Here is a 23,168-nt window from a genome sequence, read left to right on the forward strand (position 1 = left end):
GCGAATGAATGACCGGGGCGCCGCGATATCCGAGCGATTTCGCGGCGCTCGCCGTTTGAGGCGAAGTGATCGCCAATCCGGTCGTCGGATTCCGAAACCGGTTGAGACAGACAGAGGTCCGGGACTATGGTCACGCGTATGAAGATTCTTATCATTGAAGACGATATCGAGGCAGCTGCCTATCTTGGAAAGGCGTTCCGGGAAGCGGGCATTGTCTGCGACCATGCGAGCGACGGCGAAAGCGGTCTCTTCATGGCTAGCGAAAACAGCTACGACGTTCTTGTGGTCGACCGTATGTTGCCGCGCCGCGATGGCCTGTCGGTGATCACGGAGTTGCGTCGCAAGGACATCCACACGCCGGTGCTCATCCTGTCGGCGCTCGGTCAGGTTGACGATCGGGTGACGGGCCTGCGCGCCGGCGGCGACGACTACCTGCCGAAACCTTACGCCTTCAGCGAGCTTCTTGCCCGCGTCGAAGTGCTTGGACGCCGCAAGGGCGCGCCCGAGCAGGACATGGTCTACCGGGTCGGCGATCTCGAGCTCGACCGCCTTTCGCACTCGGTTCGCCGTCAGGGCAAGGAAATCCCGCTGCAGCCGCGCGAGTTCCGGCTGCTCGAATATCTGATGAAGAACGCCGGCCAGGTCGTGACCAGAACCATGCTGCTCGAAAACGTCTGGGACTATCACTTCGATCCGCAGACCAATGTCATCGACGTGCACGTTTCGCGGCTGCGCTCGAAGATCGAGAAGGATTTCGATCTGCCGCTGCTTCGAACCGTGCGCGGCGCCGGATACATGATCAAGGATGATCGGACCGCCAGCGCATGAGCAAGCTCGGCGTCCTGTTCCGGACGACCGCCGTCCGTTTGTCCGCGCTCTATCTGATTCTTTTTTCGCTCTGCGCCGCGTTTCTCGTCTTTTACGTCACCGGCATGTCCGAGCGTCTGTTGCAGCAGCAGACACGCGACGCTGTGACTGCAGAAGTAACCCAGATCGAACAGGTCTATACCCGAGGCGGGATCAATGGTCTCTTGCGTTCGCTTGAGCGACGCGCGCGCCAACCGGGTGCCAATCTCTATGTGATCGCCGGGCCGAGCGGCGAAATCCTTGCCGGCAACGTGGCGAGCCTTGAGCCAGGCCTTCTCGATCGCGAAGGCTGGACGGAGAAGCCGTTCGCCTATCAGCGCTATACCGACGAGACCCGCAAGGACAGCCACGTGGCGCTTGCCCATGTGCTGATGCTCGACAACGGCCTGCGCATCCTCGTCGGCCGTGACCTCCAGGAACCGCAGAAGTTCCGTGCCCTCGTGCGCCAGGCGTTGATGGTGGCGCTCGGCATCATGGGCCTTGGTGCGCTCATTATCTGGTTTGCCATCGGCCGCAATGCGCTGAAGCGCATCGACCGCATGTCGGAGGCGAGCACCAAGATCATGGCAGGCGACCTGTCGCAGCGTCTGCCGACGAGCGGCTCAGGCGACGAATTCGACCGGCTTTCCGAATCGTTGAACGCGATGCTCGGACGCATAGAGAAGCTGAACGAAGGCCTGCGCCAGGTTTCGGACAACATTGCCCACGACTTGAAGACGCCGCTGACGCGGCTGCGCAACAAGGCGGAGGCGGCACTGGCGCGCAAGGGCACAAGTCAGCGTGGTGCGCTTGAAGAAATCATTGGCGAGTCTGATCAGTTGATCCGCACCTTCAATGCGCTCCTGATGATCTCGCGTGTCGAAGCGGGCTCTGCCGCTGCCGAGATGAGCGAAGTCGACCTTTCGCAGATCGTGTCGGATTGCGTCGAGCTCTATGAGCCGGTCGCGGAAGATGTCGGCCTGAGGCTCGAAGCGGATGTCGCGCCGGGCACGGTCATTTCCGGCAACCGCGAGCTTGTCGGCCAGGCGCTCGGCAACCTCCTGGACAACGCGATCAAGTACGCTGAAGCTGGCGCCGATCCGCTGATCAAGGTCTCGCTCGGCAGGCGCGACGGCAAGGTCATTCTTTCGGTTGCCGACCACGGCCCGGGTGTTCCCGAGGAAAAGCGCGAGGAAGTCGTCAAGCGTTTTGTCCGGCTGGACGAGAGCCGCTCCAAGCCGGGCACCGGCCTCGGACTGTCGCTTGTGGAAGCCGTGATGGAGATGCACCATGGCGCATTGAATCTTGCCGCAACCGATCCCGACGGCGCCGATAACGGCAAGGGTCTGACGGTACACATGGTTTTCCCGGCGCCCGCGACCTGATAGACCGGTTTGCGGAGAACAGGGGGAAAACGGCATGCAGGATACGATGGCAGGGCACTGGTGGGGCATGGAGACGGCGCCGATCAAACCGGCGAGCCAGGCCGACGCCAAATCCGCGCTGTCGGTACTGAAGGACATGGCCAAGGGCCATGATCGGATCAGCCGCCTGCTGGCATCCGAAACGCCGTTCAAGGCCTTCGTCATCTCTGCCTTTGCCCTGTCGCCGTTCCTGCGTGACACCGGTGGCAGTCAGCCCGGCATACTCGAACAGATCTTGACAGAACCGCTGCCGCAATTTCTTGCCGAAAGGGTTCGGCGAGCGCGAGACGCCTGGGCGCCGGCAGAGCCGGGCGTGGCGCTCCCCGACACCGAGGTCATGACGCGACTTCGAAAGGCCAAGCGCGAGCTTGCTTTTGCCGTGGCGCTGGCTGATCTCTCCCGACACTTCGACGGTCGCGAGACGACGCGCTGGCTGAGCGAATTTGCCGGTGCTGCGGTTTCTGCCACGATCGACCATCTGCTGCTGAGCGGCCACCAGGCGGGAAAGCTTGCACTCAAGGATGTGACTGCCCCCAGCGAAGGTTCCGGCGTCGTCGTTCTCGGCATGGGCAAGCTCGGCGCCTTTGAGCTCAATTATTCCTCCGACATCGATCTCGTGGTGTTCTACGATCCGCAGTCCGGCATCGTCGTCGATCGCGACGACGCGTCCGAGACCTTCGGCCGGCTGCTGCGACGCCTCATCCGCATCCTCCAGGAGCGCACCGGCGACGGCTACGTCTTTCGCACAGATTTGCGGCTGCGTCCGGATCCCGGCTCGACTCCACTCGCGATCCCCGTCGAGGCGGCCATGCTCTATTACGAGGGCAGGGGGCAGAACTGGGAGCGCGCCGCCTTCATCAAGGCGCGTCCCGTTGCCGGTGACATCGCTGCTGGCGATGCATTCTTGAAAGAACTGACGCCGTTCGTTTTCCGCAAGTACCTCGACTATGCGGCAATTGCCGACATCCATTCAATCAAGCGGCAGATCCACGCGCACAAGGGCCACGGCGAGATTGCGGTCAAGGGGCACAATATCAAGCTCGGTCGCGGCGGCATCCGCGAGATCGAGTTCTTCGTTCAGACGCAGCAACTGATCGCCGGCGGGCGCATGCCCGATCTGCGGCTGAAGGCAACCGAGCCGATGCTGCGCGCGCTGGTCAAGGCCGGCTGGATCGACGAGACGACGGCAGACGAACTGGTCGAGGCCTACTGGTTCCTGCGCGATGTCGAACACCGGATCCAGATGGTGCGCGACGAACAGACCCATGTGTTACCGGAGACAGAGGCGGAGCTGAAGCGCATCGCCTTCATGCTCGGTTTCGAGGACACGGCCAGCTTTTCAAAGGACCTGTCAAAGGTCCTGCGTACCGTCGAGCGACGCTACGCCCAACTCTTCGAGCAGGAGGCGAAGCTTTCGAGCGAGACCGGCAATCTGGTCTTCACCGGCCAGCGTGACGATCCCGATACGCTCGAGACCCTGAGGAAGCTCGGTTTCCAGCGGCCCTCCGACATCTCGCACACGATCCGCACCTGGCATTACGGCCGCTACCGCGCGACGCAGTCGGTGGAAGCGCGCGAGCGTCTGACGGAACTGACGCCACAGCTCCTGCGCGTTTTCGGCGAGAGCCGGCGCGCCGACGAAGCACTCTTGCGTTTCGATCACTTCATTTCCGGTCTGCCGGCCGGCATCCAGCTGTTTTCACTGCTCGGCAACAATCCGCGGCTCCTGTCGCTCATCGTCAACATCATGTCGTCTGCGCCGCGGCTGGCCGAGATCATCGCGGCGCGGCCACATGTGTTCGACGGCATGCTCGATCCCGGCCTTCTGGCGGAGTTGCCGACCAGGGACTATCTGGCGCCGCGCATCGCCAACTTCGTTGCCGGCGCCCGTCACTATGAAGAAGTGCTCGACCGGCTGCGCATCATCGCTGCAGAACAGCGTTTCCTGATCGGCATTCGCCTGTTGACGGGCTCCATCTCTGGTGCGCAGGCGGGCCGGGCCTTTACCGATCTTGCCGACCTGATCATCGCTGCGGCGGTGGACGCGGTGCTGGCAGAGGTGCGTTCGGTCCACGGCGATTTTCCGGGCGGGCGCATTGTTGTCGTCGGCATGGGCAAGCTCGGCAGCCACGAGCTGACGGCGGGCTCTGACGTCGATCTGATCCTGCTCTACGACTATGACGACGCTGCCACGGAATCGGACGGCGGCAAGCCGCTCGATCCGATGCGCTATTTCACCCGGCTGACCCAGCGCCTGATCGCAGCCCTCTCGGCGCCGACCGCCGAAGGCGTGCTCTATGAGGTCGACATGCGGCTCCGGCCATCCGGCAACAAGGGGCCGGTCGCCACCCGCATCAATGCCTTTGCCAAGTATCAGCGCGAAGAAGCCTGGACCTGGGAGCATCTGGCGTTGACGCGGGCGCGCTGTATCTGCGGTGACGACAGCCTGAAGGCGCAAGCCGACGCCATCTTCACCGAGGTGCTCGGCCAGAAGCGCGATGTTGCCAAAGTCAGCGCCGACGTGATCTCGATGCGCGAGATGATCGACAGCGAGAAGCCGCCGAGTGATATCTGGGATTTCAAGCTGATCCCCGGCGGCCTCGTCGATATCGAGTTCATCGCGCAATACCTGGCGCTCATCGCACCCGCCAAGGGCGTGCCACCGCTTGAAGCCGGTGCCCATACGGCCGATGCCTTGAAGGTGCTTGGCGGTGCGATGATGAACCCGAACGATGTCGATACAACGATGCAAGCGCTGAGCCTCTTCACCGAGCTGTCGCAGATCGTGCGGCTGTGCATCGAGGGAGAGTTCGACCCCAAGGAGGCGCCGGCCGGCCTCGTCGACCTCGTCTGCCGTGCCGGAGACTACCCCGACCTGAAGACGCTGGAGGCCGATATCAAGCGGCTGTCGAAGGCCGTCAGGCGAATTTTTCAGTCTGTGGTTTCGGGATAGGGCTGCGGGTCGCTTTCGCGATCGGGCATGCGCAGAGAAATGATGGTGCCGACGTTCTCGGCGGAATGGATCTTCATCGTTCCGCCGTGAAGGCGCGTCAACGAGCGGGAGATGGCAAGCCCGAGGCCGGAGCCGCCCTTGCTCTTGGCATACTGGCTTTGCACCTGCTCGAAGGGCTGACCGATCTTCTGCAGGGCGTCGCGCGGGATGCCGATGCCGGAGTCTGCGATCGTCAGCGTCACCGCACCGGTGACCTTGCGGGCGCGTAGCGAGATCCGCCCGCCTTCATTGGTGAACTTGACGGCGTTCGACAGGAGGTTGAGCAGCACTTGCTTCATCGCCCGACGATCAGCGACCACGGTCAGGCCCGAAGCGATATGCTGCACCACATGGATGTTCTTCTGCTGCGCCGGGATCGTGGTGAAGCGGATCGTCTCCTCGATCAGCGGTGCCAGATCGATCGTCTCGCGGCTGATGCGCATATGGCCCGCCTCGATCTTCGACATGTCCAGGATGTCGTTGATCACGTTCAGGAGGTGTTTGCCGCTCTCGTGGATGTCGCGCGAGTACTCATCGTACTTCTCGGAGCCGAGCGGCCCGAACATCTGGGTCTGCAGGATCTCCGAAAAGCCGAGAATGGCGTTGAGCGGAGTCCTCAGTTCATGGGACATGTTGGCCAGGAATTCCGACTTGGCGCGGTTGGCCGCCTCGGCGCGTTCCTTCTCCGCCTGATAGTTGGCGTTGGCGATCGAAAGCTCCGTCTTCTGCCTTTCCAGCGTCATGCGCGAGGCCGAGAGATCGCCGATGGTCGCCATCAGCCGGCGTTCGGATTCGCGCAACCGCACCTGATGCCGCTTCAGAAGCGTGATGTCGGTGCCTACAGAAACGAGGCCGCCGTCGCGCGTGCGCCGTTCGTTGATCTGCAGCCAGCGCTCGTCGGCGAGCTGCACTTCCGTCGTTTGCGAGTGGTTGCTCCGGTCCGGATCGGCGATGCGGCGCTCCACCACCGGACGGGCTGCCGCTGCGTGAACGGCGATACGTTCCGTGCCCGGCACCAGCACGTGGTCCGGCAGCTTGTAGGCTTCCTGGTAGTGCGTGTTGCACATGACCAACCGGTCCTGCTTGTCCCAGAGCACGAAGGCCTCGGAGGTGCATTCGATCGCATCCGCAAGGCGCTGGTCAGCTTCCGCGTAACGCTGGGCCAGGCGATGCTGTTCGGTGACGTCCATGGCGATGCCGATGAGATGGGCGCGGCCGGAAACGGTGCGGATGATCTCGGCGCGGGCGCGCAGCCAGACATAGTGGCCGTCCGCATGGCGCATGCGGAACACCTGGTCGATCTGGCGTGCATCGCCGCGGGCGATCGTGCGGGCAACGCCATAGATCCCGCGATCGTCGGGATGCATCAGCCGTGCGGCGTCGCCGAAGGACAGCACGCTGCTTTCGCCGGGCATGCCCAGCATTTCATACATCGACCGCGACCAGAACAGCCGTCGGTTGGCAAGGTCGAAATCCCAGAGGCCGCAGCGGCCGCGCGATAGCGCGGTCTCTACCCGCAGGTTCGATTCGACAAACACCGAGTCGGCGTCGCGGGCCCGTTTGGCCTGGATGTAGTATGCGTAAAGGACCACCAGCAGGATCGCCGAAATGCCGGCAAACAGTGTCACATTGAGCGACACCTCGTCGCGCCACGCCGTTTCCAGCTGGGTCACCGGCGTTGCTGCCAGGATGACGCCGGCCGCTTCCGGCAACTGTGCGAGGGCGACGATATGGTCGATGCCGTCGATGGCCGTCTTCATGATGCTGGAATGTTCGCCGTAATACTGCAGCGTGGCGATATCCGGTGCCACCGAGGCAAGTGTCCGGCCGATCAGCGGCACGCCATCCGGCGTGCTGGCGAAGATCCGGCCATCCTTGCGCACAGTCAAAAGGAACGTGCCCGGATCGAGCATGGTGGTGGGCAAGTACTGGGTCAGGCGCTGCTCAGCGTCCCAACGGCGGCCCTCGTCGAACAGCGTCATGCCGTCGGCCTGAAACGCTGCGACAGCGGTGGCGGCTGCGAGACCGACGGTCTGGCGCGAGCTGTCCTCCATCCTGCTGTGTTCGTCCATGATGCCGGACATGCGCGAAACCGCGACGATGATCAGGAATGCGATGATGAGGATCGGGATGGAACGCTTGAGAATAGGCTCCGCGCTCGCCAGACGCTGCGACGTCGGCTCGGCGAAAATCTTCGCCTGCGAGATGAACTCGCTTTCCAGGCCGGCAAAGCCTGGAAACCTGAGTCGCAACCGCCCGTCGGCTGCGCTCGCTGGTCGCGCGTCCGCCATCTTACCCAATGTGAAACCCTCTGATGATTCGGCGCGCCGCTCGCCCGAATCTGACTCAATGAATCACAGGGCGATTCGCCTTGTCCAGAGGAAAGGGTAAAGATTTCTTAACCATTTCTTGTCGTTGGAAAATAATAGGCCGGGTCGCCCAAGCGGCCCGGCCTCTCGATAACAACTAATTTTTCCAGGCTTTTCAGGCCTTGAGCATGCGCTCGACGATGTCGCTGACATCGGCTGAAAGCTTGGTCGCGCTTACAATTTCCTTCAACGCATTGCGGGCGTGACCGGCGCGCACGTCTTCGAGCGAGCGCCAGGAGCGCATCGAGGTCAGGATGCGCGCTGCGAGTTGCGGATTGCGCGGATCGATGTCTAGGATCTGCTTGGCGAGGAAACGATACCCCTCGCCATCGGCGCGGTTGAAACCTGTCGGATTGGCGAAGGCGTAGCTGCCGATCAGCGACCGCACGCGGTTCGGATTGTTACCGTTGAAAAGTGGCTCCGTCATCAGGGTCTTGATGCGATCGAGCGTGCCGGCGCCCGGGATCGTCGCCTGAACGGCAAACCACTTGTCGATGACGAGCGCGTTGTCGGCAAATCGCTTGCGGAAGGTCGCAAGTGCCTGAGCCGTCTCGGGTGCATCCGGGAACCGGTGCGCCAGCAGCGCCAGGGCATGGCTGAGGTCGGTCATGTTGTCGGCGGCTGCAAAGGCTTCCGCCGCCCGCGCCGGATTGTCTTCGCCATGGACGAGATAGGTGAGGGCGGCGTTGCGTAGAGCGCGGCGTCCGGCACTTTCCGCATCCGGGCTGAAGGCAGCCTTCGACGCCATTTCGTCCGCGAGCCGGAGGAAGGTCTCGCGTCCGGTAACGGCGATCGCCTTGAGGACCTGCTGCCGGGCGGTATGGATGGCGTCTGGATCGTTGTCGGCGCCGATCTCGCGGGCGATGTCGGCTTCGCTTGGCAGCGACAGCGCCTGCGACCGGAATGCCGGCTCAAGAGTGTCGTCGGCTGCCGCGCCGATAAGGCCATCGATGAGGGCTCTTTCGACAGTGACGGATTTGCCAGCACGAACGTCGGCTGTCGCTGATACCAGATTGGCAAGCGCAATGGCGTTGAGCGCCTGCCAACGGGCGAACAGATCGCTCTCATGCCGGGCGATCAGCGCCAGATCGTCGTCGGACTGCTCGATATGCAGGTTGATCGGGGCAGAAAAGCCCCGGTTGAACGATGGAACCGGGCGCGAGGTGATACCGGAGAACACCACAGTCTGCTTGCGCTCGGTGAGGTGGAGCACGTCGCCAGTGATATCCGCGCCAGTTACGCTCGAAAGGTCCGCTTCCGCACCGTCCTCGAGCAGCAGGCCCATGCGCAGCGGAATGTGCATCGGCTCCTTGGCGCTTTGCCCCGGTGTCGCCGGCACGGTCTGTTCCAGCGACAGGGTGAAGGTCTGTTTTGCCGCGTCGTATACGCCGGAGGCCGTCACCAGCGGTGTGCCTGCCTGATGGTACCAGAGCGAGAACTGGCTGAGATCGCGGCCGCTGACTTCAGCGAAGCAGGCGATGAAATCCTCGATCGTCACAGCCTGGCCGTCGTGGCGCTCGAAATAGAGATCCATGCCCTTCTTGAACAGGTCGCGACCGAGAATGGTCGCAAGCATCCGAGTGACCTCGGAGCCCTTTTCATAGACCGTGGTCGTGTAGAAATTGTTGATCTCGCGGTATTTCGTCGGCCGGACGGGATGGGCGAGGGGGCCCGCATCTTCGGGGAACTGTTCCGATTTCAGGTGCCGGACCTCGGCGATGCGCTTGACGGCGCGCGAGCGCATGTCGGCGGAGAACTCGTGGTCGCGATAAACGGTGAGGCCTTCCTTCAGGCAGAGCTGGAACCAGTCGCGGCAGGTGATGCGATTGCCGGTCCAGTTGTGGAAGTATTCGTGTGCGATGATCGCTTCGATGTTGGCGTAGTCGGCGTCCGTCGCCGTTTCCGGGTCGGCCAGCACGTATTTGTCGTTGAAGACGTTGAGCCCCTTGTTCTCCATGGCGCCCATGTTGAAGTCGGAGACGGCGACGATCATGAAGATGTCCAGATCGTATTCGCGGCCGAAGGCGTCTTCGTCCCACTTCATCGAGCGCTTCAGCGCGTCCATCGCGTAGGATGCGCGCGGCTCCTTGCCGTGCTCGACATAGATCTTCAGCGCGACGTCGCGGCCAGACAGGGTGGTGAACGTGTCCTCGACTACGCCGAGGTCGCCGGCAACCAGCGCAAAGAGATAGCTGGGCTTCGGATGCGGATCGAACCAGGCGGCAAAATGCCGGCCATCGCCCATGTCGGCGCCGCCGAGATAGTTACCGTTGGAAAGCAGCAGCGGCGCGGACTTCTTGTCGGCGATGATGTTGACCGTATAGACGGCGAGAACATCAGGGCGATCCGGGAAATAGGTGATGCGGCGGAAGCCTTCCGCCTCGCACTGCGTGCAATAGACGCTGTTGGTGCGGTAGAGACCCATCAGCTTGGTGTTGGTCTCGGGCGAGAGCAACGTGGTGATGGTGACTTCGAACGGGGCGGCCTCGGGCAGGCCACGGATGGTCAGCGTGTCGTCGGTCACGTCGTAGAGCGTGGCTGCGAGTTCTTCCTGGTCGAGCAGCAGGCCGGTCATGACGAGTTCGTCGCCGTCGAGCACCAGGGGCGCCGATGCGTCGACGCCTTCCCGCCGATGCAGGATCAACCGCGCTTCGACCTTCGTTTCCTTCGGGTCTAGTTCGAAGGTCAGATCCACTCTTTCAAGAACGAAGTCGGTCGGCCGGTAGTCTTCCAGATGAATGATCTGGCCAGTATTTGTCCGCATGGTCAGTCCCGCTCGCGCCTTGCTACTGGTGGATTTGTAGAGGGCGCTTGTGATGGTGAAAAGGCCAAAGGGCGAAAAGCCGGATATGCCACACGATTGTGATGCCGGCGACCGCACTTCCGGCAGAAAAGACATGGCGTCCGGTATTCTTCCCGCTCCCTTATCGCTTTGACGTGTATCGAAGTGGCACTAACAAGAAATAAACCGGAAAGGTTTTTTTCGACCTCGCTAAAGAAATCTTTGCGGCCGGCGCGACGACTGCGAATTCATCAAGAAAAAACACAAGTCATCAAGAAGTTTGATCCGACTTTCGCGGGCAGCACGGCTACAGTGACATGGTTCTCCGGTGAGCTTCTCACCCAAATCTCCCAAACTGTCGCCGCTGCGGTCCTTGTCCGCGCAGGCCCGAGAAGTGCTTTCCATGGATGCCGAAGTCGAAAACCCGATGAAAGGGATCCTGCTCAAGGTCCTTTCGGTCGTCATTTTCGTTTGCATGTCGACCCTGATCAAGGCGGCGGGAACCGATATCGCCACTGGCCAGATCACTTTCTATCGATCCGCTTTCGCCATGGTGCCGATCCTCGGTTATCTCGCCTTTCGCGGCCAAGTGCGCGACGCATTCAAGACGAAAGACCTGGGTGGCCACATTGCGCGCGGCTTCGTCGGTATCCTGGCAATGAGCTTCGGCTTTTACGGTCTTGTGCATTTGCCGTTGCCGGAAGCCATCGCCATCGGCTATGCGATGCCGCTGATCGCCGTTGCCTTTGCTGCGATCTTTCTCGGCGAGACCGTCCGCCTCTACCGCTGGTCCGCCGTCGTCATCGGTCTGGTCGGCGTGATGATCATCACTTGGCCGCGGCTGACGCTGTTTCGCGAAGGTGGTCTGGGATCGTCCGAGGCGCTCGGGGCGGCGGCGGTGCTGCTTTCAGCAGCCCTCGGCGCGATCGCCATGGTGCTGGTGCGCAAGCTAGTGAAGGCCGAGCGCACCCACACGATCGTGCTCTACTTCTCGCTCTCGGCCTCGGTCTTTTCGCTCGCCACCCTGCCGTTCGGCTGGCCGAGCATCTCGCAGGAGGCGTTCCTCTTGCTGATGGTCGCCGGTTTTTGCGGCGGCGTGGCGCAGATCCTTTTGACCGAAAGCTACCGCCACGCCGACATGTCGACGATTGCGCCGTTCGAATACACGTCGATCGTGCTCGGCCTGATCATCGGCTATTTTCTGTTCGAGGACATTCCGACGGGCACGATGCTGATCGGCACTGCCATCGTCGTCGGCGCCGGCATCTTCATCATCTTTCGCGAACACCGTCTCGGGTTGGAGCGCAAGGGCGCCCGCAAGCACGTCACGCCGCAGGGCTGACGCTCGCGCCTACTCCGGCTGGCGCTCCCAGGCCGGCACCGTGTCGTCCTCGATCAGCCTCTCCTGCGATGCCTGCTGGGCGGTCGGGCTTGTGACGTCGGGTCCCGGTGTCGGCAGCACCGTGGTCGCCTGGAAGTCGGTCTTGGCGACCAGTCCCTCGTGCTGGCCGCGCCGCAGGATGCGCCAGGCGGCGTAACCTCCATAGAGAGCGAAGTAGACGGCAAGCACGATGAACAGTGCCGCTGGCCCGAAGCGGTCCATCACGGGCCCGACCATCAGCGGGCCGGAGATCGTGCCAAGGCCGTAGGTGATCATCAGGCCTGAGGAGATCTCGACATACTCGTCCGGTTTGGCGAGGTCGTTGGCATGCGCGACGTTGAGCGCATAGATCGGGAACAGCACCGAGCCGACGAAGGCCGCAATCACGTAGAGCACCGTCGGGCTGCTGCCGATGGAAGCGGACATGACCAGGCAGGAGATAACCCCGACGATACCGCAACCGGCCATGACGATGCGCCGGTCAATGCGATCCGAGGCGCGGCCGATCGGGATCTGCGAAATGGCGCTGCCGGTCAGGAGCGAGGCAAGCAGGGTTGCGCCTTCAGCCGTCGAGAGGCCGATCTTCTGGGTAAACACACCGCCGAGATTGAGCCAGGCGCCCGAAAGTGCGCCGGCGAGAAAGCCGCCGACCACGGCCACGGGAGAGCGGCGAAACAGTCCGGGAATATCGAACCGCGCCTGTGCCGGCGGTGCCGGCATGGGCGAGGAGGAGAGCGCCGTCGGCAGCAGCGCCAAAGAGAACAGCACGCCGCACAGGATGAAGAGCGACGTGTTGGTCGGGTCTCCGAGCGGCACCATGTATTGCCCGCCGATGGTGCCGACCATCGTGGTGATGAGGTAGAGCGAGAACAGCATGCCGCGGTTCTCGTTGGTCACCCTTTCGTTGAGCCAGCTTTCGATGACGAGATAGCTGCCGGAAATGGCGAAGCCGGATATGGCGCGAAAGACGATCCAGAGGCGCCAGTCGACGACGAGCCCGCAAAGCAGGATGGCGATCGAAAGCAGTGTGATCAGTGCCGTGAAGACGCGGACATGGCCGACGCGCAGCACGAATTTCGGCGTGACGATGCAGGAGAGCGTGAAGCCGACCGTGTAGCCGGTGGCGATGACCGAGACCGTCAGCGTCGACCAGTTCTCGGCGACGGATCGGACCGGGATGACATAGCTCTGAAGCCCGAAGGCCACCATCATCAACAGGGTGGACAGCATCAGGCTGAGGACGGAAGCGAGACTGGCCAGCATCGGCGCTCCTGAAAACAAATACGCGCCGACTTGAACAACCGGATGGTTGGCAACGAAGGCGCGACGTGGAGCGAGGGCAGTCAGGCGGTGATGCCGGATGAACCGATCGCTTCAAACTCGAAACGAGTGTGGCTGTATCCAGTTTTCAAGGCGCTGTCGATTGCGACAGCCGATAGCAAAAAGACGGTAACTGTCCGTCGTCGGGCATTGTCAGTTCGGCAGCAGCGGGCTGATCGCCGAGCGATGAGCGCGGCGGGCATCCTTGGTGGTGCTGAGCGCGGTGTATTCGCGCGAGGCACGAACGGCTGTGCCGATATCGGCGATCGAATCGAACAGGACCCTGAGGCTTGCGATGGGCTTGGTCATGATCGTGTTCCTTGTCTTAACGTCGTCTCATTGGGGCGGCACGCCTCGGCGCACCGCGTAGCGATCAACGCTGAATGAAGTCGGCGAAAAGTTGCGACGGACGGGTGGTCCGGGCAAGGCCGATTGCAGTCATCTGCTCGTTGGCTGCCGTGCCGAAACGGTTGAACGGCGTCCGCAGAGCGGCGCCCGTGTGACGGAGCGTCTCAAAGCTGCTGTGGATCGGGCGAAAGCGGGCAGTCATGGTTCTTGTTCCTTATTCCATTCCTCCCGTTCCGATATATTGCGCTGCAGCATGGATTTTGCAATGCATCAGAACGCCGCACAGATATGCGCAAACCGCATGGCTTTCTTCACACTTTGTTCATGAAAAGGACAGGCGGCGGTCAGCCGCTGATGCGAGCCTTGAAGGCCAGCATATCCTGCCAGGCGAAGCGCTTGTTGATCGGCGCTGACACCAGGTCCTGCGGGTGCAGGGTAGCGAGGGTCGGGACGGTGTGCCCGCCCATTTGCAGGTCGCGCCATTCGCCGCGCAGCTGGTGGATTGTGTCGCTGCCGCCGAAAAAGAAGCGCGCCGTGAAATTGCCGAGCAGCAACAGGTGCTTGGGCTCGGCGAGCGCAACCTGGCGCTCGATGAAGGGGCGGCAGATGTCGGCTTCGCGCGCGGTCGGCACCCGGTTGCCCGGCGGTCGCCACGGCACGACATTGCTGAGAAGAACGCCCTCCCGCGACAGTCCGATTCCGGCCAGCATGCGGTTGAGCATGTCGCCGAGCCTTCCTGAGAAAGGCTGGCCGTCGCGATCGTCGTCCGCATAGGGCATGGGGCCGACGATCATGACGCCATTTGACGTGTCGCCTTCGGCAAAGACGAGATTGCGGGCGCTGTTTCTGAGATTGCAGCCGACGAAGCCTTCCATGGCGAGGCGCAGCTCGGCAAGCGAGCGTGCCGAATCGGCGGCAAACTGCGCCTCCTTGACGGCCTGGGCGTCGGGGATGGCGACCGCCGGGGCGTTGACGGCGGGGGCCGGAGCGCGCGTTTCACGGGCCTGATTGGCGGCCGGGCTTGCCTGCTGTCGCGTCGCAGGCGCTGCCTCCGAGCGGGCTGCGGGCTGGCTTGCGCCTGCTTGCTGGCGCTGCTCCGAACGCGCCGCCTTCATCGCCTCGAACTCGGCGAAGCGATCGACAGGCTCCTCCTCCATGAGCCACTCGACACCCGCGTCCGCATGGAAGGCGAGCAGGGCGGCGAGTTGGCCGGGGGAGAGGGTGTCGGCAGAGATCATGGGCGCCAACCTAGCACGTCAGAAAAGTCGGTCCAATGGCTTCATGCCGCATTCGCGGTCCAGTGGCCGATATCGTCATGTTCGCCGATCAGCGCCAGACCGTGGGCGATCGACAGCAATTCGCCGCCACTTTCGATCCGGTCCTTTTCGAAGCGCCGCTCGAACAGGTTGCGCACCGCCGGCACGAAGGAGGTGCCGCCGGTGAGAAACACCTTGTCGATGCTTGCGGGCGGCGTCTCCGTTGTCGTCAGGACCTCGTCGAGCGCTTCCTCGATGCGGGCAAGCTCGGGCGCAATCCAGCCTTCGAAGTCGGCGCGGCGCACGGTGCGGCGAGACATCTCGCCGAGCGGCGAGAAATAGAACTCCGTCTCTTCCTCTTGCGACAGGCGCATCTTCGTTGCGGAGATCGCCTGGTAGAGCGGGTAACCCTCGTCATGCTCGATCAGGTCGACGAAGGCCTCGAGTTTTTCCGGCTCCAGGCTCTGGCGCACCAGCTTCTTCAGTTCCGTGAAGTCTTTCAAGGTCTTGAAGATGGAAAGCTGATTCCAGCGGCCGAAATTCGCATAGTAGTTCGACGGGACTTCAAGCAGCTTGTCGAAGCTCTTGAACAGACTCCCCTTTCCGATCAGCGGCGAGATCACATTGTCGATGATGCGGAAGTCGAAATGATCGCCGGCGATGCCGACGCCCGAGTGACCGATCGGCGTCGCCGTCAGGCGCCCCGCCTTGGTCTCGAAACGGATCAGCGAATAGTCGGTGGTGCCGCCGCCGAAGTCGGCAACCAGCACGGTCGCGTCGCGCTTGAGGTTCTGGGCGAAGTAGAATGCCGCCGCCACCGGCTCGTAGACATAGTGGATTTCGGGGAAGCCGAATTCCGAAAGGGCAGCGCTGTAGCGCTCGAGTGCCAATGCCGGATCGGGGCTGGAACCGGCGAAACGGACGGGTCTGCCGACGACGATGCGGCTATATTGGCTCATCCAATCGTCGCCAGCATAGTCCTTCAGTTTGGTCAGGAACACCCGCATCAGGTCTTCGAAGCTGTGGCGCTTGGCATAGATCTGCGTGCCCTGGAACAGTGGGCTGGCGGCGAAGGTCTTGATCGACTGCAGGAAACGACAGTCGCCGGGATTGTCGATGAACGAGCGGATGGCCGCCTGTCCTGCTTCCACCTTCAACGCTGACGCGCCGAGGTTCGGATCCTTCATGAAGGAGAGTGCCGTGCGCATGGCGTCGGTGCTGCCCGCCAGGCTGTCGAAATTCATCGAATGGGTGGTGTCGCCTGCCGAAACAGCGAGGACCGAGTTGGTGGTGCCGAAATCGAAGCCCAGTGCTCTGGCCATGTGATGTCTCCTGACGTCCTATGTCTTTGGTGTCGTTGCGCCACGCCCTGTCCAGGGCTGCGCAAGGCGACACGGCTTTGTTCCGCACGCCGCTTTCTAGGCTCGTGCCGGGGAGGTCGGCGACACCTGGAATGCAGCGAAAGGCATGCCGTTCCGGCGCCGTGGGCGCCTTGCCGAAATGCCGGTTGCGGATGGGATTGCCGGCGTCTTCCGCCGGAATGTCGAATGACCGGCCTCGTGACATGGCTATTCGGCAAAAGCAAGGCTGCAAGCCCGGCAGCCCACAATGACAGCGGCGAAATGACATATTTACGTTTACGTTCACGTCATATAGGCATTTGTGCTAAACTCATGACCTCATGCGCAAAAGCGGGCATCGTCTGTCGCATCCCGGCTCGACAAGCCAAACTGCATTTGCCATGACGAGATGATATGGCCTGGGAACTGAGCTGGCAGAAGACCGGCGGGACTGGAGAGACGGAATGAGCGAGCGACAAGAGCTACCCGAGCGCGAGAGCATGGAGTTCGACGTGGTGATCGTCGGCGCGGGGCCTGCGGGTCTTTCAGCCGCGATCCGGTTGAAGCAGATCAATCCTGAGCTTTCCGTGGTGGTTCTGGAAAAGGGCGCCGAAGTCGGCGCGCATATCCTGTCGGGCGCCGTGGTCGATCCCATCGGCATCGACCGGCTGCTGCCGGGCTGGCGCGACGAGGCGGATCATCCGTTCAAGACTGAAGTCAAGGACGATCACTTCCTGCTGCTCGGCCCCGCGGGCTCGATCCGCCTGCCGAACTTCGCCATGCCGCCGCTGATGAACAATCACGGCAACTACATCGTCTCGCTCGGCAATGTCTGTCGCTGGCTTGCCGGTCACGCCGAAGCGCTCGGTGTCGAGATCTATCCGGGCTTTGCCGCAACCGAAGTTCTCTATAACGACGAAGGCGCCGTCATCGGCGTTGCCACCGGTGACATGGGCATCGAGAGGAATGGCGAGCCTGGCCCGAACTTTGCCCGCGGCATGGCCCTCCTTGGCAAGTACACGCTGATCGGCGAGGGCGTGCGCGGCTCGCTCGCCAAGCAGCTGATTTCGAAATTCGATCTCTCCAAAGACCGCGACGTGCCGAAATTCGGCATTGGCCTCAAGGAACTCTGGCAGGTCAAGCCCGAGAACCACAAGCCCGGCCTGGTGCAGCACTCGTTCGGCTGGCCGCTCGGCATGAAGACCGGTGGCGGCTCGTTCCTCTACCATCTCGAAGACAACATGGTCGCCGTCGGTTTCGTCGTGCACCTCAACTACAAGAACCCCTATCTCTTCCCGTTTGAGGAGTTCCAGCGGTTCAAGACCCATCCGGCCATCCGCGGCACCTTCGAGGGCGGCAAGCGCCTGTCGTACGGCGCTCGCGCCATCACCGAGGGCGGCTACCAGTCGGTGCCGAAGCTGTCGTTCCCCGGCGGCGCGCTGATCGGCTGTTCGGCCGGCCTCGTCAACGTGCCGCGCATCAAGGGCAGCCACAATGCGGTGCTCTCGGGCATGCTGGCGGCCGACAAGCTGGCCGAAGCGATCGCGTCGGGCAGGGCCAATGACGAGCCGGTCGAGATCGAGAACGAATGGCGCCAGACCGACATCGGCAAGGATCTGAAGCGGGTCAGGAACGTCAAGCCGCTGTGGTCGAAGTTCGGCACGGCGATCGGCGTGGCGCTCGGCGGTCTCGACATGTGGACCAACCAGCTGTTCGGCTTCTCGTTCTTCGGCACGCTGAAACACGGCAAGACCGACGCACAGGCGCTCGAGCCGGCAGCGCAGCACCAGAAAATCGACTATCCCAAGCCCGACGGCGTCCTGACTTTCGACCGGCTGTCCTCGGTGTTCCTGTCGAACACCAACCATGAGGAAGACCAGCCGATCCACCTGCAGGTGAAGAACCCGGAACTGCAGAAGACCTCGGAGCTCGACGTCTTTGCCGGGCCGTCGACGCGCTACTGTCCCGCCGGGGTCTATGAATGGGTGGAGAAGGACGGCAAACCGGTCTTCGTCATCAACGCGCAGAACTGCGTGCACTGCAAGACCTGCGACATCAAGGACCCGAACCAGAACATCAACTGGGTGCCGCCGCAGGGTGGCGAAGGACCGGTCTATCCCAACATGTAAGGATGGGTTTTCGCGCGACTGCGCAAAACTCAACCTCCGAACAGCAAGCATCTGGAGGCGCCGCGCACTTGCCCGGCGCCTTTTTCATGTCAATTGCGCGCCGATATCCGATCGACGAAGTCGGCGATCAGCGGTGCGATCTCGGGCAGGCGTTCCTCGAGGGCGAAATGGCCCGTATCGAACAGATGAAGCTCCGCTTCCGGCACGTCGGCCAGGAAGGCGCGAGCGCCGGCCTCGGTGAAGAACGGATCGTTGCGCCCCCAGGTGATGAGAACAGGCGGACGCGCGTCGCGCAGCCATTGCTGCCATTCCGGATAGCGCGTCAGATTGCTCTTGTAGTCGAAGGCGAGATCGATCTGCGGCTGGCGGCGATCCGGCCGGTCAAGGAAATGCTGATCCATCGTCCAGCCATCAGGGGCGACCAGTTCCGGGTCGGATGTGCCGCCTTCATATTGCGCCCGCGTCATCTCCAGCGTCAGCAACTGCCGGACCTGTTCTGTAGCGCCTTCGTCTCCAGGCGCGAGCGCGATGAAGTCACGGGCTGTGTCTGAAAGACCCTCCCGGTACGCATTCCCGTTCTGGACGATCAGCCCGTCGATCAGTTCGGGACGGCGGCTTGCCAATCGGAAGCCGACTGGGGCGCCGAAATCGAAGGCGTAGAGAAAGAAGTGCCTGAGCGACAGGGCCTCGACAAAACCTTCGATCAGGTCGGCGAGGCGATCGAAGCTGTAGAGAAACTCGCCTCCTTCGTTCGTCGAAGTGGGCGCGTCGCTGTGGCCGAAGCCCGGATAATCAGGTGCGATCAGGCGATAATGGCCGCCAATCGCGTCCATCAGTCGGCGGTATTGATGCGAGGATGAGGGAAACCCGTGCAGCAGGAGCAGCGTCGGCGCATCCGCATCGCCCGGCACACTTTCCCGGTAGAAGATCTTGACGCCGTCAACGACCGCAAAGCGGTGCCGAATGGCGGGGACACTGATCGCACTCATGTCACACTCCTGTTTCCAATGTTTATGCATTAGAATTGCGCTGGAGAATCTAATGTGTCAATATCAAAAATATGCATTAGATAAATGAGCATGACATGGAATTGATCCCTTTCGTTGGAGAGCCCCTCGCGCTGGACCTGATCAACACGCGTCCGTTGACCGGGGAAGGGCCCGTTGACCTTATCGGCGATGCGGATGGGCTTGCCGCGTGGGTAGAGCAGCAGGCGGGTCGGTTGCAGGACGCCTCTCTCTTGGTTTCCGGCAGGCTTTCCGTTGAAGAACTGGCTCTGGTGCATGCCGTGCGCGACCACGTGGCCTCGGCAGTCAGGAGCCTGATGGAAGGTCGGGATGTGGCGGCAGGCGATGTCGCCGGCCTCAATGCGGCTATGGCTGCAGCGCCGGTGACGCGGCGGCTGGATTGGAGGGATGCACATGCGGTCAAAAGCGAAAGGACGGGAACATCAGGCGTCCAGCTGGCAGGTTTCCTGGCGGAGGATGCCGCCCTGTTGCTGGCGGGGCCGGAGGCCGGGCTCATCCGCAAATGCGAGGCCGATGACTGCGTCATGCTGTTCGTCGGCAACAATGCCCGTCGGCGCTGGTGCTCGGCCGCCCGCTGCGGAAACCGGGTCCGCGTGTCGCGCTACTACAAGCGCAGCAAGTCGTCCTGATCGGACGTGGTCTTTCCTTCCCCCATGCGCCGGCAACGGCGGGAACATTAGGAAAGGCAATCGTTGACGCAAATGGGAAAGTCCTTGCCGGAAAGACCCTATAGCCTGGAGGTGTCGTTGTCGTGCCAAGCGCGTCGACGGATCTGCAGGCCATTCGGTCCCTGTTGTTTTTGCGTTGGACCGGAGCCTGTTGACACGCGGCCGATCACTGCGGTGAGATCAGTCGTCCGACGGGACGTACCGCCAGAACAGAGGGAACAGAAATGAACAAGCTTCTTGCAACGACTTGCCTGGCCGCCGGCCTTCTTGGCCTTGCCGGCACGGCCTCGGCAGCCGAATGCGGCGACGTGACGATCGCCAACATGAACTGGCAGAGCGCCGAGGTTCTGGCGAGTGTCGACAAGATCATTCTGACGGAAGGCTATGGCTGCAACGCCGAGCTTGTCGTCGGCGATACCGTGCCGACGATCACCTCGATGATCGAAAAGGGCCAGCCCGACATTGCGCCGGAAGGCTGGGTGGATCTGCTGCCTGATGTTGTCAATCGCGGCCTTGAAGAAGGCAAGCTGGTCGGTGCCGCCGTGGCGCTTTCCGATGGCGCGGTGCAGGGCTGGTGGGTGCCGAAATATGTCGTCGACGCCAACCCCGATATCAAGACGATCGACGATGTGTTGAAGCACAAGGATCTCTTCCCGGATCCGGAAGACGCCAGCAAGGGCGCCGTCTTCAATGGCCCTCAAGGATGGGGCGGCACGGTTGTCACGACCCAGCTCTACAAGGCCTATGGCGGCGAGGCGGCCGGCTTCACGCTGGTCGATACCGGCTCGGCTGCGGGCCTCGATGGCTCGATTGCCAAGGCCTACGAGCGCAAGCAGGGTTGGGTCGGTTACTACTGGGCACCGACGGCACTTCTCGGCAAGTACGAGATGGTGAAGCTCGGCCACGGCGTCGAGGCTGATGCTGCGGAATGGAAACGCTGCAACACGGTTGCCGATTGCCCGGATCCGAAGAAGAACGACTGGCCGAAGGACAAGGTCCAGACGCTGGTAACCAAGACCTTTGCCGATCGCGCCGGTCCGGCCATGGACTACTTGAACAAGCGCGCCTGGACCAACGACACCGTCAATAAGCTGATGGCCTGGATGACCGACAACCAGGCAAGCGGCGAGGAAGGTGCAAAGCACTTCCTTCAGGAAAACCCTGATATCTGGACCACCTGGGTCTCCCCTGACATTGCCGAGAAGGTCAAGGCCGCGCTTTGATTGCCATCGACTGATGAAATCGGGCGGCGCACTGTTCCGTGCGCCGCCCTTTGGTTGATGGTTGGTGGACGCAAAACAAAAACAAGGTCGCCACCGTGGAAGAGTGAAGGGGAATGAAATGGAATGGTTGACCCAATTTCCACATATGGATGACGACCGCCTGCGGGCATTGAAAAAGGCGATCGACGAGGGGTTTCGCACCTTCACGCGCGCCTATGGCGACGGCATTGAAGCGTTCTTCGAGCCGTTACAGTTCTTTCTGATCCAGTCGGAGCGCTTCATGACGCGCACGCCCTGGCCGATCATCATCCTGCTGATTGCTGCTCTCGCCTGGTTTGCCAGCCGGAACTGGAAGATCGTCGCTGGCTGCGTCGGCACGCTGCTGCTCATCGGCTATTTCGACATGTGGGACGATACGATGAAGACGATCTCGATGATCTTCGTCTGTACCGTGCTGTCGATCGCCATCGGCATACCGCTCGGCATCGTCATGTCGCGCTCTGACCGCGTCCAGAATGTGGTCAATCCGATCCTCGACGTGATGCAGACCATGCCGAGCTTCGTCTATCTGATCCCGGTAGTCATGCTGCTCGGCATCGGAAAGGTGCCGGGGCTGATTGCCGTTGTGATCTACGCGATCCCGCCGATGATCCGGTTGACCAACCTCGGCATTCGCCTCGTCGATAAGGATGTGCTGGAGGCGGCCGATGCGTTCGGCTCTTCCGGCTGGCAGAAACTGAAGAACGTGCAGATGCCCTTGGCGCTCCCGACGATCATGGCCGGTATCAACCAGACGATCATGATGGCGCTGGCCATGGTGGTCATCGCTTCGATGATCGGGGTTCAGGGGCTTGGGCAGCCGGTGCTGAAGGCGATCGCCAACCAGTATTTCACGCTCGGCATTTTCAACGGCCTGGCCATCGTCGGCATCGCGATTATCTTCGACCGCGTCAGCCAGGCCTACGGCCACCGGCTTCAGAAGCATCGCGAGATTGTTCACGGCTGAAAATGACGGCGCCAACAAACAAAATGGCCCGGAAGCTGTCGCTTCCGGGCCATTTTTCGTTCCGACCCTTTACGGCTTGCGCGGTGAAAGGATACCGGTCGAGAGCGCGACGCCGGCTGCCGTGATGATCGCGGCGACGATCTCGAATGGGCCGATCTCTTCGCCGAGAAGGACGGCACCGCCGATCATCGCCAACACCGGCGTCAGTGCCGTGAAGGCGGCGGCCTGGGTTCCGCCGAGGCTGCGGACCGCGACACCATAGGCAACCATGGCGACCAGGCCCGAGAGAAGGCCCTGGCTGGTGATCTGCAAGGCGATCTCCTTCAATGGAACGCTGACAAGCGTGCTGCCGAAGATGCCGGCAAGCAGCAGGTGGATCAGGAACGACCAGACCGCAATCAGTGCGCTGCCTTCGAGCGGGCTGAGGCCGGAGCGCCGGAAGGCGTGGGTGTAGATTGCCCAGAGCGTGGCTGCCGCCGGAAGCAGCGCGTAGCCGGCCCAGCCGGTGCCGGTGGTGCCGGCAAGGCTGCGGGCAAGCAGGAGGGCGACGCCGGCGACGATCGCGGCAAAACCGGCGATACGCATGCGGTCGGGCCGCTCACCGAAAACGGTAATGCCGATCAGTGCCGTTGCCAGCGGCATCGAGCCCCCGAGCAGCACGCCGACCGAAGATGCGGGTGTGGCATGAATGGCAAAGGCTGCGACCTGGAAGAACAGCGCGCCGGAGCCCGCGACCATCAGGATGAGCAGGAGCGCCGGCAGCTTGGCCGGTAGCAACCCGGTCTTCAGCCACACCGGTGTGAGGACCAGTGCTGGAATGCCGTAGCGGATAAGGCCAAGGTCTATCGTGCCGAGCGCGGTGCCGGCGGTGTGTCGTGTCGCAAGAATCCACCCGGCCCAGATCAGCACGGTGATGAAGGCGCCGGCATAGCCGGTGGCGACGGGTGCGGTGGTGCCGCGATCGAGTGTGAGCGCAACCATCTGATTTTCCTTCCCGAATTGGATGCCCGTCGTTATCGGGGCTGGGAAGAAGATTACTGCCAATGGGCAAGGCAT

17 protein-coding genes are annotated in these 23,168 nt (G+C 62.2%); 8 read left to right on the top strand and 9 right to left on the bottom strand.

Annotated elements, in window-relative coordinates:
• Positions 1-126: 126 nt before the first annotated feature.
• Genes AC07UR_RS05485 through AC07UR_RS05495 form a run of 3 tightly spaced genes read left to right on the top strand, consistent with a single transcriptional unit; the run spans position 127 to position 5,223 of the window.
• Positions 127-828 (top strand): response regulator transcription factor, encoded by a 702-nt coding sequence (locus AC07UR_RS05485; RefSeq protein WP_173419379.1) that lies wholly within the window; start codon positions 127-129, stop codon positions 826-828.
• Positions 825-2,231: a sensor histidine kinase gene (locus AC07UR_RS05490; RefSeq protein ID WP_209787031.1), complete on the top strand. Its 1,407-nt coding sequence runs from the start codon at positions 825-827 to the stop codon at positions 2,229-2,231. The genes AC07UR_RS05485 and AC07UR_RS05490 overlap by 4 nt, the downstream gene beginning before the upstream one ends.
• Positions 2,232-2,265: 34 nt before the next feature.
• A complete protein-coding gene (locus AC07UR_RS05495; protein ID WP_209787030.1) occupies positions 2,266-5,223 on the top strand; it encodes a bifunctional [glutamine synthetase] adenylyltransferase/[glutamine synthetase]-adenylyl-L-tyrosine phosphorylase in 2,958 nt (985 codons plus the stop codon).
• Here the strand turns inward: AC07UR_RS05495 and AC07UR_RS05500 are convergent.
• Together AC07UR_RS05500 and pepN are read right to left on the bottom strand one after the other, a co-directional pair.
• Entirely contained in the window at positions 5,202-7,562 is a 2,361-nt protein-coding gene (locus tag AC07UR_RS05500) for a PAS domain-containing sensor histidine kinase (protein WP_173419382.1), read from the bottom strand. The genes AC07UR_RS05495 and AC07UR_RS05500 overlap by 22 nt on opposite strands.
• Positions 7,563-7,746: 184 nt before the next feature.
• A complete protein-coding gene (gene pepN / locus AC07UR_RS05505; RefSeq protein ID WP_209787029.1) occupies positions 7,747-10,395 on the bottom strand; it encodes an aminopeptidase N in 2,649 nt (882 codons plus the stop codon).
• Between the two features lie 421 nt (positions 10,396-10,816).
• On the opposite strand from pepN, the gene AC07UR_RS05510 reads away from it, so the two are divergent.
• Positions 10,817-11,755 (top strand): DMT family transporter, encoded by a 939-nt coding sequence (locus tag AC07UR_RS05510; protein WP_209787028.1) that lies wholly within the window; start codon positions 10,817-10,819, stop codon positions 11,753-11,755.
• 9 nt (positions 11,756-11,764) lie between these two features.
• Here the strand turns inward: AC07UR_RS05510 and AC07UR_RS05515 are convergent, their stop codons facing one another.
• From AC07UR_RS05515 to AC07UR_RS05535, 5 genes are all read right to left on the bottom strand, one after another.
• Entirely contained in the window at positions 11,765-13,057 is a 1,293-nt protein-coding gene (locus AC07UR_RS05515; protein ID WP_209787027.1) for an MFS transporter, read from the bottom strand.
• 210 nt (positions 13,058-13,267) lie between these two features.
• Positions 13,268-13,423 carry a hypothetical protein gene (locus AC07UR_RS05520; protein ID WP_173419386.1) on the bottom strand — a complete coding sequence of 52 codons (156 nt, stop codon included), beginning with the start codon at positions 13,421-13,423 and terminating at the stop codon, positions 13,268-13,270.
• A gap of 64 nt (positions 13,424-13,487) precedes the next feature.
• Positions 13,488-13,664, bottom strand: coding sequence for a hypothetical protein (locus AC07UR_RS05525; protein ID WP_112807130.1), 177 nt, complete (start codon positions 13,662-13,664; stop codon positions 13,488-13,490).
• A 142-nt stretch (positions 13,665-13,806) separates the two neighbouring features.
• Positions 13,807-14,700: a uracil-DNA glycosylase gene (locus AC07UR_RS05530; RefSeq protein WP_209787026.1), complete on the bottom strand. Its 894-nt coding sequence runs from the start codon at positions 14,698-14,700 to the stop codon at positions 13,807-13,809.
• Positions 14,701-14,741: 41 nt separating this feature from the next.
• The gene (locus tag AC07UR_RS05535; RefSeq protein ID WP_173419388.1) at positions 14,742-16,040 is read right to left on the bottom strand and encodes an Hsp70 family protein; all 1,299 of its coding nucleotides are present in this window, start codon (positions 16,038-16,040) and stop codon (positions 14,742-14,744) included.
• A gap of 482 nt (positions 16,041-16,522) precedes the next feature.
• On the opposite strand from AC07UR_RS05535, the gene AC07UR_RS05540 reads away from it, so the two are divergent.
• A complete protein-coding gene (locus tag AC07UR_RS05540) occupies positions 16,523-18,187 on the top strand; it encodes an electron transfer flavoprotein-ubiquinone oxidoreductase (protein WP_209787025.1) in 1,665 nt (554 codons plus the stop codon).
• A gap of 89 nt (positions 18,188-18,276) precedes the next feature.
• Here the strand turns inward: AC07UR_RS05540 and AC07UR_RS05545 are convergent, their stop codons facing one another.
• Entirely contained in the window at positions 18,277-19,176 is a 900-nt protein-coding gene (locus AC07UR_RS05545; RefSeq protein ID WP_209787024.1) for an alpha/beta fold hydrolase, read from the bottom strand.
• A gap of 95 nt (positions 19,177-19,271) precedes the next feature.
• On the opposite strand from AC07UR_RS05545, the gene AC07UR_RS05550 reads away from it, so the two are divergent.
• From AC07UR_RS05550 to AC07UR_RS05560, 3 genes are all read left to right on the top strand, one after another.
• Positions 19,272-19,844, top strand: coding sequence for a CGNR zinc finger domain-containing protein (locus AC07UR_RS05550; RefSeq protein WP_209787022.1), 573 nt, complete (start codon positions 19,272-19,274; stop codon positions 19,842-19,844).
• Between the two features lie 263 nt (positions 19,845-20,107).
• Entirely contained in the window at positions 20,108-21,106 is a 999-nt protein-coding gene (locus AC07UR_RS05555) for an ABC transporter substrate-binding protein (RefSeq protein ID WP_173419392.1), read from the top strand.
• Positions 21,107-21,224: 118 nt separating this feature from the next.
• Positions 21,225-22,112: an ABC transporter permease gene (locus tag AC07UR_RS05560; RefSeq protein ID WP_173419393.1), complete on the top strand. Its 888-nt coding sequence runs from the start codon at positions 21,225-21,227 to the stop codon at positions 22,110-22,112.
• Between the two features lie 69 nt (positions 22,113-22,181).
• On the opposite strand, the gene AC07UR_RS05565 is transcribed toward AC07UR_RS05560, so the two are convergent.
• A complete protein-coding gene (locus AC07UR_RS05565; RefSeq protein ID WP_209787020.1) occupies positions 22,182-23,093 on the bottom strand; it encodes a DMT family transporter in 912 nt (303 codons plus the stop codon).
• Positions 23,094-23,168 lie beyond the last annotated feature (75 nt).

The sequence above is a fragment of the Ensifer sp. GW821-FHT05G01 genome, assembly GCF_059419585.1.